Origin of the sequence: Pseudomonas extremorientalis, assembly GCF_024584605.1 — a bacterium.
Classification (GTDB): domain Bacteria; phylum Pseudomonadota; class Gammaproteobacteria; order Pseudomonadales; family Pseudomonadaceae; genus Aquipseudomonas; species Aquipseudomonas extremorientalis.
The window spans coordinates 5,499,850-5,517,841 of record NZ_CP089519.1; the positions used below are offsets into that span (position 1 = coordinate 5,499,850).

Sequence of the window (17,992 nt, forward strand, 5' to 3'; positions counted from 1 at the left end):
CCCGTGATCGTTTACGCTGCGACCAAACAGCAATTTCTAAAAGACAACGATAACGATGACATCGAGGACGTGATCCTCAGGCATTTCAAGGAAGCCACCGGCAAGACCGTTGGCAGGTCGGAAATCAGGTCGTGGCAAGGATCTCTAACGTATATGGCCAAGGTACTCAGGGATGAAGGGCTGCCGGGCGATGCGGGCCTGGCCATTGAGCTGCACATTCCGCAGTCGTCGAAGCGAATCGATTTTCTGCTCACCGGTCGCGACGAAAATCAGGCAAAAAAAGCCGTCTTGATCGAATTGAAGCAATGGAGCAAGGCCAGCGCCACTACCAAGGATGCCATCGTCAAAACGGCATTGGGTGGCGGCCTCGTTGAGACCATTCACCCGTCGTATCAAGTATGGTCATACGCCGCGCTGCTGGAGGGCTTCAACGAGGCCGTGTATGACAAAAGCATCGAGATCCGTCCGTGTGCCTACCTTCATAACTACGTCAGCGACGGCATCATCGACTCAGCTCACTACGAGCCCCACATCAGCAAAGCCCCACTGTTCCTGAAAGGGCCGGATGAGCTCACCAAACTCAGAAGCTTTCTGAAAAAGCATATCGCTCACGGCGACAACAAAGAGGTTCTCTACGAACTGTCCGATGGAAAAATCCGTCCGTCCAAAGCGCTAGCCGAAGCCCTCGAAGGGCTGATGACGGGCAAGCCAGAGTTCGTATTGATTGACGATCAAAAAGTAATTTTCGAATCAGCGCTTGCGGCAGCAAGCGAAGCCTCGGACCAGGCACCAAAGGTGCTAATCATTGAGGGGGGGCCGGGCACTGGGAAAACTGTTCTGGCTATCAATTTACTGGTGAGGCTCACAGAACTGAGGCTGTTAAGCAAATATGTCTCGAAGAATGCCGCCCCACGCAAGGTCTACGAAAGCAAACTGGTTGGCACCATCAAGCGCAGCCATTTCTCAAATTTCTTTTCAGGCTCTGGGGCGTTCATCGACACTGAGCCCAACACATTCGATGCGCTTATCGTGGACGAAGCTCACCGGCTGAATGAGAAAAGCGGGCTTTATGGGAACCTTGGCGAAAACCAGATCAAGGAGCTGATTGAATCAGCGAAATGCTCGATTTTCTTCATCGATGAAGACCAGCGTGTGACCCTAAGCGACATAGGCAGCAAGCAGGCAATACGCGCCTTTGCCAAAGCCAAGGGTGCTGTGGTCGAGGAATATGTGCTGTCTTCACAGTTCCGCTGCAGTGGTTCTGACGGTTACCTGGCATGGCTGGATGACATGCTAGACATTCGTTCGACGGCAAATCCGACGCTCAACACCTCGGAGTACGAGTTCAAGGTATTCGACTCACCTCAGGCGCTGCATGACGCCATTGACGAGAAAAACCATGGAAACAAGGCTCGTGTGGTCGCGGGCTACTGCTGGCCTTGGCTCAGCAAGAAAGACTCCAAGGCCACTGACATCGTTATCGGCAATGACTACGCACGCCAATGGAATCTGGATCAGGATGGCAGCTTGTGGATCATCGCTGAGAATTCCATTGAACAGGTCGGTTGTATCCACACCTGCCAAGGGCTGGAAGTTGATTATATTGGAGTGATCATCGGACCAGATCTAGTCGTGCGTGATGGGCAGGTGGTAACGTCGCCGCATGAGCGAGATAAGAACGACAAGTCGATTCGTGGCTGGAAGAAGTTGATGAAAGAGCAACCTGCTCTGGCGCAGCATGATACAGACCTGATCATCAAAAACACGTATCGAACATTGATGACTCGTGGGATGAAAGGTTGCTACCTATACTGTACTGATCAGGAGACCGCGCAATACTTTGAGAGCCGACTTGCCAGGCACAGTAATGGCTGATGGGCCCGCCGGTAGGATTTCACTATCCAGGATTCAGCCTCACAAAAAAACGTAGGTTGAACACAGTAGGAAACTAAGGCTCGATTACCCATCGCCCGCGCAACATTCCTTTCAGCTCATCAACGCTCAGAGTCATATGCCGCTTGCGATGGACCACCGCATGACAGTTCGCGCACAACGTAACGAGGTCAGTCTCAGGATTCACGACTTTCTCACCACCAAAGTCCGAAATCGGCACTATATGGTGAACATGAATGAACCCCTTCGCGTGCTCGCCGTACGCCTGTTCGAAATCAAAGCCACATGCCTTGCAGTCAAGGCCGTGGATAGCAATGGCCTTCACCCTCAGATCTTTCCGGCGCTCGTAGCGGGCTCCAAAGTAACTTAATTTGCTGCCTTCATTGGCCGACTCAAAGGTCAATGGATCGCCTTCGGAATTTGGTGCGACTTGGTCAGCCTGGGAAAACAGGAGCTTCGCATGAGTTAGGATTGCATCGTAATCCGGTTGGGAAATGGACCGGACCCCATCACGCCAATAGTTGTTCACTCGAGTAGCGGGGATCGTCTCTAGGTACACTCCGTTAATTTTCGAGGGGATAGCGCCTTCAAACGGAGTGAAGTTTTCGATCAAAGCAAAAAGGTCACCCTTATCACTCCTCCGGTCTGCGTAGACCTTGCCGATGCGTGCCATACCAAAATAATGCGGATCGGCGCTGAGGCGGACAGAAGCAAAGGCTTTGTCCTTGATGCGTCCTTTGTAATAGATCACTTCGGTTCCTTCAACAAGCCAGGCTTGGTAACGCTTGGGGAAGTGATAGACAGCACCGGTTTCGTCTTTCCATTGCGATGTGTCGTTTTCAACGATGACTGCGGGCATTCCACTTCCTCTAGACTGATGGTAAAAGCCTACCAAAAATGAGGAAGTTTCTTACAAGATGTTTAAGATTTACATCCTTGCTTAACGTCAGCTCCGCTCTGGTGAACTCATACCGCCGATCGTGGTGAGCATCGCCCGGTAGAGCGGTATTCCAATTGGTATTCCAGCAACAATTTAAGATTATTATTCTTTATATAAATTAATAAGATGAGAAAGCTTTTCAGCTTCCCCCCGGCTCAACGAAAACAGACATCCACAGACGTCTTTTGTTGTACCTGGCATTCCAGCAACCACAATGCTAGTGTCGCCCCATGACAACCCATTGCCTCACCTCGACAACCACCACCACGACCGCATCAAGCGGAGCGTGCCAGGTGTCGTGAGCCAATAATCAACGAACTTCAAAGGCCCGCCAGCGATGGACAGGGCCTTTTTTATGCCCTTGTGTCGCTGGTTCACACGCAAGGAGATGCACCCATGTACGCCCTGTTGATACTCGATATCCAAGTCGGACTCATTCACGGCCCGGAGAAACCCTGGCGCTGCGACGAGCTGTTGGAAACGCTGAATACCCTGATGCACAAAGCCCGCAGCGCAGGCGCGCCGATTTTTCTCGCGCGTCACATCGGCCCCGTTGGCTCGCCAATCGAGCCGGGCAGCCCGCTTACGCTGGTTGCAGAGGAACTGAAGTTGCTGGGTGGAGAAGTGGTTTTCGAAAAGCGTCGGCCTAACGCTTTTGCAATGACTGATCTGGCTAGCAGTCTGCGCTCCAGCGGCGCCACCGGCGTGGTCGTCACTGGGATGAAAACGCAATACTGCGTCGACAGCACCTGCCGTGCCGCGCGTGATCTTGGCTTCGATGCGGTGCTTATCGCCGACGGTCATGCCTGTTCTGATACGCCCTTGATGAAAGCCGAGGCCATCGTGGCTCATCACAATGCCACGCTCAACGGGCCGTTCTGCCAGTTGGTTCGGGCTGAGGACTGGAGCTTTTAACAGAGCCTAACGACGGGGAGGTCAACAGGGCAGGGCCTCGGAATTTTCCTGCAAGATGCCGCGCTATTGATGAACTAGCGCACTCCAACCAACACGCCTAGCCTCCCCCAGTCGCCTGCAACCATCATTCGTTCCAGCGATGCTGTCAGCATCCGCTGGTACGTATTATGGCGGCTGTGCGTGGGGCACTTTCGGATGCGCCGGGTTCCTTGATGCCTGGTCTGCTAACCCGCGCACAGTCGCCCCAGACATCTCCCCCGAAACCCTGCTGATCCAAGCCAGCGAAACCCTCGCCTCTCTCAACGCCATGACCCACCGACCTGGCTTTCGAACTCGAAGGCGTCCACCGTCACAAGCTGCTGGCCACCCAGCAACTGATCGTGCTGGGCGAGTTGTTGGTTGAGCGCGTGCTGGTGCTCACTCAAGACACACAAACATTCCAGTAACCAAAAGGCCGAGACGCGTTCAGCGACTCGGCCTTTTGTTGTGCGTCTGGAATCCCGCCACACTTGCGATTACCCTGCTCTCCTCTATCAGACATCTGGAAGTCCGATACCCGTGTTCAAGCCTCTCGCCGTTCTCATCCTTGCCTGCGCTCCTCTGCTTGCCACCGCCGCCGACCTGGCCGGTGTCTGGACAGGCACATTGGGTAAATCCGCGATCACCGTGTGTTTCAACGGTGCCCACGGCGCCAATGGCAGTTATTACTATCAAAGGATTCTCACGCCCATTCAGCTCACTCAGGTCAACGCCAGTGAGCCATGGGTTGAAGAAGGGCAAACCGGGTTCTGGCAGTTGGATGATCCCCAAGGCGACACGTTGACGGGTACCTGGAGCAAATCCCTTGAGGGTAAAAGCCTGGCGTTGGTGCTGAAACGCAGGGACACGGACGGTTGCGCCAGCGATGCCTATAACAATGCGCTTGAAGCCGTGCCACCCGCGGTAAAGGTCGAACGGAAAACCTTCGCCGAACACGCCTATCAAGTGAAGACCCAAGGAGGCCAGGTCATCCTGAAACTTGAAGGCGACGGTGCGGCCATCGACAAGATCAACCGAGAGCTCGCGCGCATGGCCATCAACCCGGACGGCCAGGCCGATTTCTACAGGGAGCGGCGCAACTCACTGGACCAGAGCGGCGGCACCACCACCAGTGAGATCGCGGTGGAGCCGTTCTACTGGTCATCGCACTGGATCACCGTGCGGTTCTATCGCTGGTCGGCGGGCTACGGACGCGGGGGCATCAGTTGGGGCCTGCACAGTTGGAATCTGCAAACCGGTGAAAAGGTCGACCCCTGGACGTGGTTGGGCGGCCATGAGCAATGGGACACGCCCTACTCGGGCCAGGTCAAGTTGCCGGCCGCTTTCAGCAGCTGGCTGGCCAAGCAGACCACCACCGACGAAGGGTGCCCGGCCGTGACCAGTTATTCTTCGTTCGACTTGAGCTTCAACACCCAGGGCCTGCAACTGTCGACGCCCGCCCAGGGTGATGGCTGTGATAACGAACTGAGTTTTACCTGGGAGCAACTGGAGCCGGTGCTGAGCCCGGAAGGTAGAGCCGCACTGCCCAGCCTGAAGGCGCCGTGAGCGACATTACAAAAAACCCACATTCGTTCACGAAATATTCAGAAACGCCGACGGATACTAGCCCATTGCAATGACCGTTCCCCCGGACGGTCCTCCTGCCCTGGTAGCCACACTCCATGACGCGTCCCGCTCCCCTGCTGTTCCTGCTTGCTGGTCTGTTGTTCTTCTTTGCCCTGGGTAACCACGAGCTGCAAGGCTCCACCGAAGCCCGCGTGGCCGGGATCGCCATGGCCATGCACCTGGACAATAACTGGGTGGTGCCCCAGTTGTTTCGTGAACCGTTCCTGGAAAAACCACCCTTGAGCCTGTGGATCGATGCCGGGGCGATTCGCCTGTTTGGCGGCACCACTTGGGCGGTGCGCCTGGCTTCGGCCTTTGCTGGGTTGTTCAGCGTAATGCTGCTTTACACAATGCTGCGCAGGTTCGGCCGGCCGCAGACGCTGGCCTTCAGCGCCGCGCTTATCCTGGCGACCATGGCCAGTTACTGGAGCAATGCGCGCGGTGTGGGTGAGGATTCGCTGCTCACCCTCGGCGTGACCGCCGCACTGCTGGGGTTTTACCAGGCCGTGCGGCCCGATCGTGAAGGCTCAAGCACAGGCGCATGGGCACTGTTTACCGCAGGGATGGTGATTGCCACCCTCAGCAAAGGCGTGCTGGGCCTGGCGATGCCGGGCATTGTGATTTTTGTATATCTGGTCAGCACCAGCCTCATGGACAAGCGCCTGCGCCTTGGCGACTGGCTCAAGCCCGCGCTGTTCACCTTGCTGGCGCTGGTGCCATTGGTGATCTGGCTGGGCTTCCTGTTCCAGCGTGGCGGCATGCAAGCGGTGGCCGAAGTGCTGCTGACCAACAGCGTCGGCCGTTTCAGCGGCTCGTTTGTCGAGGCCGGGCATTACGAGCCGTTCTACTACTACATCGCCAAGCTGCCCGAGGCGTTCCTGCCGTGGAATATCCTGGTGTACCTGGGCCTGTGGCATTTCCGCAAAAGCCTGGTGCGCAACCGCTACCACTTGTTCTTCAGCGTCTGGCTGGTGGCGCAGTTCACCCTGTTGACCCTGGCCTCGAGCAAACGCACGGTGTACCTGATGGCACTGGCCCCGGCCGCCGCCGTACTGGCCGCGGAATATGCACGGGTGCTGCTGGCGTGGCTGAAAACCCGCAAACCTGCGCTCTACACACATCACAGAACCCTCGTGGGCGGCGTGTTCACCCTGGCCGTGGGCTGCTATCTGATTGCAGCGTTCTGGTTTGCGCCCAAGGCCGATGTGCGCCAGTCGTTCGTCCCGGTGATCAGCCAGGTTCAGGCGTTTAAAGATGAAAGCAGGGAGGTGGTGCTGTTCCAGCCCAACGAGCGCATCGCCGGGGCCAGCGTGTTCTATCTGCAGGCCTACTTGCCGATCCTGAAGACCGAGGCCGAGCTGCACAACTACCTCGGCGCCAAGCCCGGCAACATTGCGTTGCTGGACCATACCAACGACCTGGCCACCCCGGTGAAGGTGATCAAGCAGATGTCGATCAACCGCCAGCCTTACTACTTTGTGGAGCAGTAAGGCCGGCGCAGGGCATCAGTGTTTGGTGACCTTGTCCAGGTAACCCATGGCAAACGCCGAGACCACGAAGGTCATGTGGATGATCACGTACCACATCAGGTGCTGCGGATCGACGTTCTTGGCGTCCATAAAGATGCGCAGCAAGTGGATGGACGAAATCGCCACGATGGACGCCGCCACTTTCATCTTCAGCGACGAAGAGTCCATGGTGCCCAGCCAGTTGAGTTTCTCTTTGTTTTCATCGATATCCAGCTGCGAGACGAAGTTCTCGTAGCCGGAAATCATCACCATCACCAGCAAGCCGCCGACCAGGGCCATGTCGATCAACGACAGCAGCAGCAGGATCACATCAGCTTCCAGCATGGAAAACACATTGGGCAGGACGTGGATGATTTCCTGGAAGAACTTCAGCGCCAGGATCAGCAGGCCCAGGGAAAGCCCCAGATAGATAGGCGCCAGCAGCCAGCGTGAGGCGTACATAGTATTTTCGATAAAGCGTTCCATTGGATCTCACACAGCTTGGCTAGAAATGGCGGCGAGTATACCAGCCGCTACAAGACAGCTGTAACCACGAGAAAACTGACCTGTGCGGCATCTGTAAGAGAATTTTTCTGCTAGTGTCGAGCCCAATAACAACTCGGCTCGATGACGTCGGACAGGAAAAACTCAGATGATGGATGTGCGATCCCCTTTGGCCAGTATCGGCCTGTGCGCGGCATTGCTGCTGGCTGGCGGCTGCTCCCCCAGTGACGAGCAGAAGCAGACCACCCTCGAAGAGAAAACCGCAAAGTTCGAACACTCCCTGGACAGCATCCAGGACCCCAAGCTGCGTGACGCCGTCGCCGACCTGGGCGGTTCGCTGCTGTTACTGGAGCGGGCGCGGGTCAAACTCGCCAGCAAGCCCATCGAAGCCGAATACGGCGAGGACTCCCTCGCCCTGCTCAAGCACTACCCCACGCCCCAGGCGTTGGTGGACACCTACATCAATGGCCTGTTCGTGCTGCGCAAGAGCTCCCATTCCGACTACCTGACCGACTTGCAGCCGGTGTTCCCGTTCAACTTCAACATGCCTGACCAGTTCCCCTTCCCCCACGGCCTGGAATGGCAGTCGGTGACCCTGAGCAACAACAAGGTCATCCCCTTCCAGCCGGAATGGTCGGAAACCGATCCGGGCATCCAGTTGAGCCCCAGCAGCTCCAACCTGACCAACCCCGACGACCTGACGGTGACCTACCCGTTCATCGACGGCATCGAGACGGAAAACAAGAGCCAGCCACAGCCCGTCAGCCTCAAGGGCACGGTGGAAGTGGTCGCGCCGGGCAAGGTGTTGACCTTTGATCTGTCGAAAAAAGACGTAGGCCACAAGCGCACCGAGGGCAACATCACCCTCAACCTGTTGCTCCTGGAAAAAAACTATGCCGAGATCGAGCTGACCAACAGCCAACCGCTGGCGCCTGAAGTCGGTGACGAGTCGCCCAACCCGCTGCTGGTGCAGGCGCGGGACAGCACCGGGCAGTTCCTCACCCGGTCGGGCTCGATCAACGAAAGCAGCGCCCAGGTGGCGTTCTACGAAAAACAACTGGCCGAGATGCAAAAGCAGAAAGCCTGGTCGGAGGCGTTCGAAAAACAGCTCACCGAGGAACAAAAAGCTTTCGAACACAAACAGAGCAGCCATTATGCCAAGGTGTATTTCAATGGCGTGATCGACAACCTGCAGGTCAACGTACTGGATTTTTCCACCGCCACGCGCACGCGCAAAGACCTCGACCTGCCCGTGATGCGCTTCGACAAGAACAGCCTGCAGAACACCGTCCAGGCCCTGCCGATGCCGGTCACCGTGTATGACGACGGCGCCGCCAGCTGGCTCAAAGACGCGGGCATGACCGAGGATCAGCTGAAAAACAGCGTCACCATCAGCCAGTCGGTTGAAGACGCCAGCGCTGCGCACATCGTGTTCGACCACCCCTTCACCTTCAATGACGACCTGGTGGGCAGCGAGCGCAACAGCAGCGAATCACCGGTGACCTTCTTCACCGCCGACGAAAAAGGCGAACGCGGCGAGCCGATCGAACTGCCGACCGAGGCGTTTGAACTGAACCCGGCACGCGGCACCCTCACCTACGACCTGAACCTGTTCCCGGAAAACCCGGCGTATGTGGTGGGCTCGATTCCGCTGTTCCTGGCGACCATCGACAAAGCCGAGATCGACGTGGCCAAGCTGCCCAAGGGGCTGTCGCTCAAAGACAACGCGCTGATCGTCGACCAGAAGGCCTTCCCCGCCGACAGCTGGCGGTTCTACGCCAAGGACGCCAGCGGCAACTACCTCAAGGAAATCCTCGGCGTCAGCCACCGCGCCGAGGAGTACGGCACGGCACTGTTTGACGTGCATTACTTTTACGGCCGGCCGACCACCCTGGAAAGCTACCAGCGCACCGACCTGAGCACCGTGCAATATGGCTTCGAGGTCAAGTTGGACAAACCCGAGAGCAAATAGCGGTCAGTGCTGGGTGTCACCATTGAGCTGTCGCAGATGGGCCTGCATGTGCAGGCACCAGATCTGCGGGTCACCCGCCTTCTCGTAGCCGTGCTGGGTCAGGCTGTCGACGATGGACTCCAGCATGTTTTCCGCGACGAAGGGCCCGGGGAACGGGCCTTGAGACTTGATGGTGGACGGCTGTTCACCGGTCATTCCGGCGGCAAACAACAAGGTCCACATCCCGTTATCCCCCGCAAGAGGGCGAATGGAACATTCGATACGGGTGACCAGGCCAAAGCACTGGCGGGTAAGGCAAAGGTTGCGCGGCATGGCGGCGACCCTCGGTAGATCGGTGTTCAACCTGCGCCTGGGGCGAGGCTGTTTCTATCCCGCGACTCCTGTGGATATCCCTTGAGCACAGAATAGAAGAAAACCACGACAAACCAAGGTTGTAGGGACCAACGGGCGTTGGTCTTACAGTCGCGCCAAATTCATGACGGTTTTACCCGTCATGTGGTGATGGGATTGTTGTGGCTATGGTGCTAGTTGTGGCAAGCCCGCTCGCCACAATTCACGTCGCCATCAGATGGGCTTGGCTTCCGCCAACGCTTCCTGCGCCAACTCCTTTTCCGCTTCCTTCAGGTCATCCTCGCTGATCATCTCGGCAATCGCGCGCAACCGCTCTACCACACGTGCATTCACCGTGCCTTCCGGAAACTGCCCTTCGGCATCCGGCTCACCGGCATCCTCGCCCACCAACAGGCTCAACGCCTCGTCCGCCTGGCGCACCGCATAGATATGGAACTGCCCGGCACGCACGGCCTGCAGCACCTTCTCATCCAGCATCAGCGTAGCGACGTTGGCCTGGGGAATGATCGCGCCCTGTTCACCGGTCAGGCCACGCGCTTCGCAGAGGCGGAAGAACCCTTCGATCTTCTCGTTGACCCCGCCCACCGCCTGCACTTCACCAAACTGGTTGATGGAGCCGGTGATGGCGAAGCACTGCTTGAGCGGGGTTTTCGACAAGGCCGAGATCAAGGTGCACGCTTCGCCCAGGGAGGCACTGTCGCCGTCCACATAACCGTAGGACTGCTCCAGCGCGATACTCGCCGAGATCGCCAGCGGGAATTCCTGGGCGTAACGGCTGCCCAGGTAACCGGTGAGGATCATCACGCCCTTGGAGTGGATCGGCTGGCCGAGGTTGACCTCACGCTCGATGTCGACAATACCGCTGCCGCCCGGGTACACCGTGGCGGAAATCCGCGCCGGCACACCGAATGCCGAATCGCCCACCTCCAGCACCGTCAGCCCGTTGCACTTGCCCACCGCCGCACCGGCGGTGTCGATCAGGATCACCCCGGCGAGCATGTCGTCAAGAATCCGCGCCGACACCCGCCCGGTACGCGTGGCCTTGGCTTTGAGTGCGCGTTCGATATGCCCGGCATCGGTCATCTCGTCGCCCGCGAGATGGCGAATGAAATCCGCCTCGCTGACCAGCTGGAACAAATCCCCGATACGCGCCGACAAGCGCCCCTGGTGCTCCGCCAGCCGGGCACTGTAGGTGGCCAACCGCGCCACGGCGTCCGAGGTCAGCGGTGCCATGCCTTCTTCCGACGTGCGGGTTTTCAGCAATTGGGCGAACTGCTCCAGGCTTTCGTCGACCATCGGGATGTCTTCGTCGAAGTCCACCAGTACGCGGAACATCTCCTGGAAGTCCGGATCAGCGTCCTGCAACGCGTAGTACAACTGGCGCGAACCAATGATGATCACCTTGACCTGCAACGGGATCATCTGCGGGTTGAGGGTCACGGTGGCCAGGCGGCCCAGTTCGCCCAGCGGCGATTCCATCTTCAGCTTGCGCGATTGCAGGGAGCGCTTGAGGGCGTCCCACACGAACGGCTCGCCGAGCATTTTTTCGGCTTCGAGAATCAGGAAGCCGCCGTTGGCACGGTGCAAGGCGCCCGGGCGCAACTGGCGATAGGTGGTGTAGAGCGCGCCCTGGTCGGTGCTGTACTCGATGCGGCCGAACAGATTGTCGTAGGTCGGGTGCGGCTCAAACACCACCGGCGCGCCACCGTTGACCGGATGGCCCACCACCAGGCTTGGGCAGTACTGCTCTTCAAGCAGCTTGCGCGCCTGGGCGTCGGTCTTGGCATCGTCCACCAATTGCTCGACCACGGTCTTGAGCAAGTACACCTGCATGGCTTGCAGGTAGCCGCAGACGCCTGCGTTTTCTGCGTACTTTTCCGACAATGGCGCAAGCAGAGGCTGCAGGGCCAGGGTGATGGTTTCTTCGTTGAACTGGCGCAGTTGGTTGTTCGACTCACGCTTCCACTGCGGCAGGCTCGCCAGTTCTTCGTTGAGGCGCTCTTCCAACTCGGAAATATCCGTGTGGAAGCGCTCGCGATCAGCTTCCGGCAGCTGCGAGAACTCGGCCTCGTCCAGCGCCTTGCCGTCGAGCATCGGCGTGAAGGCAATGTTGGAGCTGTCGCGGTACAGCGCCACGTCCTTTTCCAGGGCCAGGCGTTCGATTACGTCCAGGGCCTTGTCGTAGCGCTGGTTGAAGGCGCGGTCGATCGCACTCTTGCGCTGTTGATAAGTCGGGTGCTCGAAGACTGCCGGGAAGATGGCGACAAGGTTGTCGACCAGACCGTTGATGTCGTTGATGAACGCCGCCGCACCGCCGCCCGGTAATTCAAGGGCACGCGGCTCGCGAGGCTCATCGAAATTATTTACATAGACCCAGTCCGACGGGGTCTGCAGGCGCTTGCCTTCGGCCTTCAGGTAGCGTTTGACGAACGAAAAGCGACCGGTCCCGGGCTCGCCCATGACAAACACGTTGTAACCGGGGCGTGGCATGGCCACACCGAACTGCAACGCTTCAACCGCACGTTCCTGGCCAAGCACACCGCGAAAGGGCTCCAAATCATTGGTGGTCGAGAAGCTGAACTGTTCAGCGGAGAAAGGGCGAGTCAGCGCTTCGGGCGCTAGACGCAAGCTGGCAGCAACAGGATCAGGCATCGGGCTTCCTTACATCAGGCGGGGCAGATGACGGCATTCTGGCTCCCGGTTACGCGCTCTGGCAAGGCGCGCCTGTGGGAAAGCATAGGCACGGGACGCGCCCTGCAAAAATATCGCGTCATCATCGAATGTTTTAGAAAAATGCACGGAACCCTTGGAACATGCCTAAACTCCAAACTGCGCGGGTTGGACTAATAACTGGCCCCTAGGGCGCCGCGATGCGCCTGAACCCTTGTCCATTGGTTTGCACACAAAGAGAACAAAGCTATGAAACGGATCCTTCTCGGTACTCTCTTCACCGTCGTCTCCCTCAATGCAATGGCAGAAGCACCAGGTGGCCCGAACTGCGGTTGGGGCAACATGTTGTTCGAAGGCCAGCGCGGCACTCCAGCTCACTTCCTGGCTTCCACCACCAACGGTACATCGGGTAACGCCACGTTCGGCATGACCTCGGGCACCAACGGTTGCAGCACCAACAGCGCCCTGACTTACGGCGGCAAATCGTGGATTGCCATGAATGGCATGATGAACGAGCTGTCCGAAGACATGGCCAAGGGTAATGGCGAAGCGCTGACCACCTACGCCGTGGTACTGGGCGTGGCCCCGGAAGATCGCGAACACTTCGCGGCCGTGACCCACGAGCACTTCCAGCAGATCTTCAGCAAGGCTGACGTGACCGCTGACGACGTGCACAACAACACCATTGCTGTACTGAAAAGCGATGCCCGTCTGGCGAAATACGCTACCCAGGCTTAAGCTCGTCCAGCCCGCGCCTGCTTAAGGCGCGGGTTTTATTTTTGGGCCCGCCTCCCCTTTGGGTCTCTCTTATTTCCGACTTAAGTTGCCCCTATGCTCAAACGCTTTGCCTGGACGGCACTCTTCGCCTGCGCCCCGCTGTACGCGGCACCGCATCTTGATGATCAACGTTTGCAGCAATTGGCCAACGATCCGTTCTGGCTGTCCCTCGGCCATTATGAAGCCGGCAAAATCAGTGGCTGGCGCAGTTATGTCAGCGACAAGAAATTCTTCCTCGCAGCCGATGGCGCCCACCACCCGGACGCCGAACTCAAGGCCACCGTTGACGCGCTCTACGCGCCGGTCAGCCTGGGTGAAAAACATGCCCAATGCGTTTACCCCGCACGTACCCGCTGGCTCAAGGATCAGTTGCACCTCACTGACCTGCCCGCCGTGGACTGCACGGAATTCAAGCAATGGTTCAAGGACGTCGCCCCTCACAGCGCGGTGATGATCTTCCCGGCGGCCTACCTCAACAGCCCGTCGTCGATGTTCGGGCACACCCTGCTGCGTATCGACCAGGCCGACGTGCAAAGCAACAACACCGCCCTGCTCAGCTACGCGATCAACTTCGGTGCCTATATCGAAGGCTCCGACAACAGCATCCTCTATGCCTGGAAAGGCCTGATGGGTGGTTATCCCGGCCTGTTCGCCCTGGTGCCCTACCAGGAAAAACTCTCCGAATACCGTAGCCTTGAGAACCGCGACCTGTGGGAATACCGCCTCAACCTCACCCAGGTGGAGACCGAGCGCATGGTCGAGCACGTGTGGGAGCTCAAGCAGATCCAGTTCGATTACTTCTTTTTCGACGAAAACTGCTCCTATCGCCTGCTCGAACTGCTGCAAGTGGCCCGCCCCGGCCTGCGCCTGACCGAACAGTTTCCACTGACCGCCATCCCGACCGACACGGTCAAGGCGGTGAAAGATGCGGGCCTGGTGGAAAGGATAGACTACCGCCCGTCCCGCGAACGCGAGCTGTTGGAGCGCGCCAAGCCGCTGGACAGCGACGAACAGCAATGGGTGTTGAAGGTCAGCGATGACCAGCAGCAATTGCAGGAGCCGGCCTTCAAAGCCCTGCCCCGCGACCGCCAGGCCCTGATCATCGACGCCGCCTACCGCCTTGGCCGCTACCGCGCCAACGGCCTGGAACGCGACACCGTCCGCTCCCAACGCAGCTTCGAACTGCTGCGCGCGATCAACCAGAACCCGGCGCCCGACCTCAAGATCACACCGCCCGGCCTGCCGGAAAACGGCCACGAATCGCGCACCTGGCAAGCCGGCATCGGCACCCGGGGCGACAAGGCCTTCGGCGAATACGGCCTGCGCATGGCCTACCACGACCTCAACGACAACGCTGAAGGTTTCCCCCTCGGCGCACAGATCGAAATCCTGCAAATGAAACTGCGCCAGTACGAAGGCAACCACTGGCAGCTGCAGCAACTGGACCTGGCCACCATCCGCTCCCTGACCCCACGCAACGCCCTGTTGCAGCCGTGGTCCTGGCAAGTCACTGGCGGCCTTGAACGCGTGCCCGGCAAACACGACGACGAAACCCTGGTCGCCCACGTCAACGGCGGCGCCGGCGGCACCTGGCAGTTGAGTGACGACATGCTCGGCTTCGCCCTCGGCACCGTGCGCGTGGAGCACAACAACGACTTCAGCGAAGCCATCTCCCCGGCGGCCGGGTTCAACACCGGCGTGCTGTGGAAGAACCCACTGGGCAACCTGAGCCTGGAAGCCAAGGGTGACTTTTTCACCAATGGCGAAGTGCGCCGCAGTATCAGCCTGAATCAACAGTGGGAATTGTCGCGCAACCTGGGGCTACGCCTGAGTGCACAGCGCGAGTACAGCCACCTGTCGACGCCGGTGAATGAAGTGATGCTTGAAGTGAAGTGGTATCACTACTGACTAAAGCCTGGCCGAGATCAATATGTGGGAGGGGGCTTGCCTCCTCCCACATTTGTTTCTCATAGACTCAAATACACAGCTCTGCCCTGATGTCACTGAGTCCATTCAACTGAAAAAAACAGTGGTTTATCACGACTAAAAGGTCGCACCGAGATCACTTTGTGGCGAGCGGGCTTGCCCCGCGTTGGGCTGCGCAGCAGCCCCCAAACATTCAACTAAGGAGTACCGGGCATACCGCGCAGCTCTTTATTGGGGCTGCTGCGCAGCCCAACGCGGGGCAAGCCCGCTCGCCACAGACGCAATTTTCGTTTCGCCGAGGGTTACGGTGATGGCCCTTTAACCCAACACCTTTCTCACCTCCCTTTCACACCGCGCCAACAAACCCCTGACTAGACTTCCCCTATCAGCCGTGAAACGGCCAGGGAGTACGCCATGTGGCGGTGTGCGGTAATGCTGTGTGCAGTGGTGGTGTTGGCGGGTTGCCAGTCGACCCATCAAGAGTTGTTGGCCAAGGGTTACCCACCGGCGTTTGCCGATGGTTTCGATGACGGGTGCAGCAGCGGTCGCCAGGCGGCCGGGGTGATCAGCGGGGAATTTCGCAAGAACGTGCCGCGTTATCTCAAGGTCCGTGAATACGCCGAGGGCTGGGAAGATGGCTTTCGCCAGTGCAAGGCCATGCGCGAGAACGAAGAGCTGCGCGACTACAAGGACAACCACTGGGATGACCGCGAACGCGCGTGGCAACACGAAAAGGACCGCGACGCCGCCAGGGCCTATCGTTCGCAGTAGGTCGCTTTCAGACATCCATCGAAACTAATGCGCGGCGATCATGGCCCAAACTCCATTGAGGGAGAACGTCATGAGCCGAGCTTTTGTAAACGAGGACAACGCCGCCGCCCAGGCCGACCAGCCGGTGGAGCGTCAGGTCAGCGAGCAACCCAACCGCCTCACCGCGCGAGGGCTGGCGCAGTTGCAGGCCAAGGTTGCGCAGTTGCAGCACGAATATGGCCTGGAATCCGCCAAAGACGATAAACAGCGCCAGGCGGATCTTGAACGGGATTTGCGTTACTTCAACCAACGGGTGCAAAGCGCCCAAGTGGTGGCACCCGCAACGTCCACCGACAAGGTGCAGATCGGCAGTTGGGTGACCTTCGCCAATGAGCTGGACGAACAGCAACGCATCCAATTGGTCGGGGAAGACCAGGCCGATGCCGGCGCAGGCTTGATCAACTGGGGTTCGCCCCTGGGCCGCGCCTTGCTGGGCGCCCAGGTCGGCGACGAGGTGTTGTGGCAACGCCCCGTCGGCGATCAGTTGATCGAAGTGCTGCGGGTCGAGCCCGAGGCCTAGACGATGCCTTGGGCCAGCATCGCGTCGGCAACTTTGACAAAACCTGCGATGTTCGCGCCTTTGACGTAGTTGATGCGGCCGTTTTCTTCGCCGTAGTGCACGCAGGCATGGTGGATCGACTGCATGATGTTGTGCAGCTTGCTGTCCACCTCACCGGCGGTCCACAGCAGGCGCATGGCGTTCTGTGACATTTCCAGGCCACTCACCGCCACGCCACCGGCATTGGACGCCTTGCCCGGGGCGAACAGAATGCCGGCCTCGATAAAGATATCCACAGCCTCCAGGGTGGTCGGCATGTTGGCGCCTTCGGCCACGCAGATGCAGCCGTTGCGCAGTAGCGTGCGGGCGGCCTCGGCATCGAGTTCGTTCTGCGTAGCGCAGGGCAGTGCAATATCGCAGGCCAGTTCCCAGGGGGTTTTACCGGCGCGGAATTCCAGGCCATAACGCGAAGCCAGTTCACTGATGCGCCCGCGCTGCACGTTTTTCAGCTCCAGCAGGGCCGACCATTGCTCCTCGGTCAAACCGCTTTCGGCGTACAGGGTGCCTTCGGAATCGGACAGGGAAATCACTTTGCCACCCAGGTCCATGACCTTGCGCGCCGCGTATTGCGCCACGTTGCCGGAACCGGACACCGCCACGCGCTTGCCTTCAACCCGCTGGTTGTTGCGCTTGAGCATTTCTTCGGCGAAGTACACGCAGCCAAAACCGGTGGCTTCCGGGCGAATCAGGCTGCCGCCGTAGGTCATGCCCTTGCCGGTCAGCACCGAGGTGAACTGGTTGCTCAGGCGCTTGTACTGGCCGAACAGGAAGCCGATCTCACGGGCACCTACGCCGATGTCACCGGCCGGCACGTCCACATCCGCGCCGATATGGCGATACAACTCGCTCATGAAAGCCTGGCAGAAGCGCATGACTTCGGCGTCGCTCTTACCTTTTGGATCAAAGTCCGAGCCGCCTTTGCCGCCGCCCATGGGCAGCGACGTCAGGGAATTCTTGAAGGTCTGCTCGAAGGCGAGGAATTTCAGCACGCCCAGGTTGACCGACGGGTGCAAGCGCAAGCCGCCTTTGTAAGGGCCGATGGCGCTGTTCATCTGGATACGGAAACCGCGATTGACCTGGACCCTGCCATGATCATCCACCCACGACACCCGGAAGGTAATCGCGCGTTCCGGCTCGCAGATGCGCTCCAGGATGCCCGAGGTCAGGTAGTGGGGGTTGGCTTCAAGAAACGGCCACAGACTGCGTAGGACTTCTTCTACGGCCTGGTGGAATTCCGGCTGGTCCGGGTCGCGTTTCTTGAGGCGGGCAAGGAAGGATTCGACGGATTCAATCATGAAAAGTCTCGGCAAATTTTTAGTTGTTAACGGAGATTGAGCCGGACTTTATCAATTCATTCCGCACTGCGACAGGGCAAAATGTCGCCTTTGTGAATTTAAATGGTGCGTTTTATATAAATGTATCCAGTTTCAGGGGCTTTTATGCACCCTTTCAGGGATTCAAATCAAACCGCACGCACCATCAAATTCCAGGCAAAAAAACGGAGCCCGAAGGCTCCGTTCTTT

At 58.6% G+C, this 17,992-nt stretch carries 14 protein-coding genes and 1 pseudogene; 10 read left to right on the plus strand and 5 right to left on the minus strand.

Translation table 11 applies throughout. From position 1 onward, the window contains the following. Window positions 1-3 precede the first annotated feature (3 nt). Window positions 4-1,875 (plus strand): DUF2075 domain-containing protein, encoded by a 1,872-nt coding sequence (locus LUU92_RS24880; RefSeq protein WP_257102782.1) that lies wholly within the window; start codon window positions 4-6, stop codon window positions 1,873-1,875. 73 nt (window positions 1,876-1,948) lie between these two features. On the opposite strand, the gene LUU92_RS24885 is transcribed toward LUU92_RS24880, so the two are convergent. Continuing rightward, window positions 1,949-2,752: an HNH endonuclease gene (locus LUU92_RS24885; RefSeq protein ID WP_257102783.1), complete on the minus strand. Its 804-nt coding sequence runs from the start codon at window positions 2,750-2,752 to the stop codon at window positions 1,949-1,951. Window positions 2,753-3,229: 477 nt separating this feature from the next. On the opposite strand from LUU92_RS24885, the gene LUU92_RS24890 reads away from it, so the two are divergent. The 4 genes and pseudogenes from LUU92_RS24890 to LUU92_RS24905 all read left to right on the plus strand — a co-directional run bounded on the left by LUU92_RS24890 (window position 3,230) and on the right by LUU92_RS24905 (window position 6,882). Continuing rightward, window positions 3,230-3,748, plus strand: coding sequence for a cysteine hydrolase family protein (locus LUU92_RS24890; protein WP_257102784.1), 519 nt, complete (start codon window positions 3,230-3,232; stop codon window positions 3,746-3,748). Window positions 3,749-3,998: 250 nt separating this feature from the next. Beyond that, window positions 3,999-4,194: pseudogene (locus tag LUU92_RS24895) on the plus strand (DUF6124 family protein). 112 nt (window positions 4,195-4,306) lie between these two features. Continuing rightward, window positions 4,307-5,332 carry a hypothetical protein gene (locus LUU92_RS24900; protein WP_257102785.1) on the plus strand — a complete coding sequence of 342 codons (1,026 nt, stop codon included), beginning with the start codon at window positions 4,307-4,309 and terminating at the stop codon, window positions 5,330-5,332. Window positions 5,333-5,448: 116 nt separating this feature from the next. After that, the gene (locus LUU92_RS24905; protein ID WP_071489974.1) at window positions 5,449-6,882 is read left to right on the plus strand and encodes an ArnT family glycosyltransferase; all 1,434 of its coding nucleotides are present in this window, start codon (window positions 5,449-5,451) and stop codon (window positions 6,880-6,882) included. Window positions 6,883-6,897: 15 nt separating this feature from the next. On the opposite strand, the gene LUU92_RS24910 is transcribed toward LUU92_RS24905, so the two are convergent. After that, window positions 6,898-7,386, minus strand: coding sequence for a TIGR00645 family protein (locus tag LUU92_RS24910; protein ID WP_071489973.1), 489 nt, complete (start codon window positions 7,384-7,386; stop codon window positions 6,898-6,900). 166 nt (window positions 7,387-7,552) lie between these two features. Between LUU92_RS24910 and LUU92_RS24915 the strand changes: the two genes are divergently transcribed. Continuing rightward, a complete protein-coding gene (locus LUU92_RS24915) occupies window positions 7,553-9,376 on the plus strand; it encodes a hypothetical protein (protein WP_257102786.1) in 1,824 nt (607 codons plus the stop codon). 3 nt (window positions 9,377-9,379) lie between these two features. Here the strand turns inward: LUU92_RS24915 and LUU92_RS24920 are convergent, their stop codons facing one another. Both LUU92_RS24920 and LUU92_RS24925 read right to left on the minus strand, forming a co-directional pair. Then, window positions 9,380-9,688, minus strand: a complete 309-nt coding sequence (locus LUU92_RS24920) for a PA4575 family protein (RefSeq protein WP_058427690.1) — start codon at window positions 9,686-9,688, stop codon at window positions 9,380-9,382. Between the two features lie 252 nt (window positions 9,689-9,940). Next, a complete protein-coding gene (locus tag LUU92_RS24925) occupies window positions 9,941-12,379 on the minus strand; it encodes a Lon protease family protein (RefSeq protein WP_257102787.1) in 2,439 nt (812 codons plus the stop codon). Between the two features lie 267 nt (window positions 12,380-12,646). Between LUU92_RS24925 and LUU92_RS24930 the strand changes: the two genes are divergently transcribed. The 4 genes from LUU92_RS24930 (at window position 12,647) to LUU92_RS24945 (ending at window position 16,430) form a co-directional block, all read left to right on the plus strand. Then, window positions 12,647-13,135, plus strand: coding sequence for a DUF3015 domain-containing protein (locus tag LUU92_RS24930; protein WP_015885974.1), 489 nt, complete (start codon window positions 12,647-12,649; stop codon window positions 13,133-13,135). A 93-nt stretch (window positions 13,136-13,228) separates the two neighbouring features. Further along, on the plus strand, window positions 13,229-15,082 hold the full coding sequence (locus tag LUU92_RS24935) for an Lnb N-terminal periplasmic domain-containing protein (protein ID WP_071489971.1): 1,854 nt from the start codon (window positions 13,229-13,231) through the stop codon (window positions 15,080-15,082). 432 nt (window positions 15,083-15,514) lie between these two features. Next, a complete protein-coding gene (locus LUU92_RS24940) occupies window positions 15,515-15,871 on the plus strand; it encodes a hypothetical protein (RefSeq protein WP_071489967.1) in 357 nt (118 codons plus the stop codon). Window positions 15,872-15,941: 70 nt separating this feature from the next. Further along, a complete protein-coding gene (locus LUU92_RS24945; protein ID WP_257102788.1) occupies window positions 15,942-16,430 on the plus strand; it encodes a GreA/GreB family elongation factor in 489 nt (162 codons plus the stop codon). Here LUU92_RS24945 and gdhA read toward each other — a convergent pair. After that, the gene (gene gdhA / locus LUU92_RS24950) at window positions 16,427-17,764 is read right to left on the minus strand and encodes an NADP-specific glutamate dehydrogenase (RefSeq protein ID WP_257102789.1); all 1,338 of its coding nucleotides are present in this window, start codon (window positions 17,762-17,764) and stop codon (window positions 16,427-16,429) included. The two genes, LUU92_RS24945 and gdhA, sit on opposite strands and share 4 nt — an antisense overlap. Window positions 17,765-17,992 lie beyond the last annotated feature (228 nt).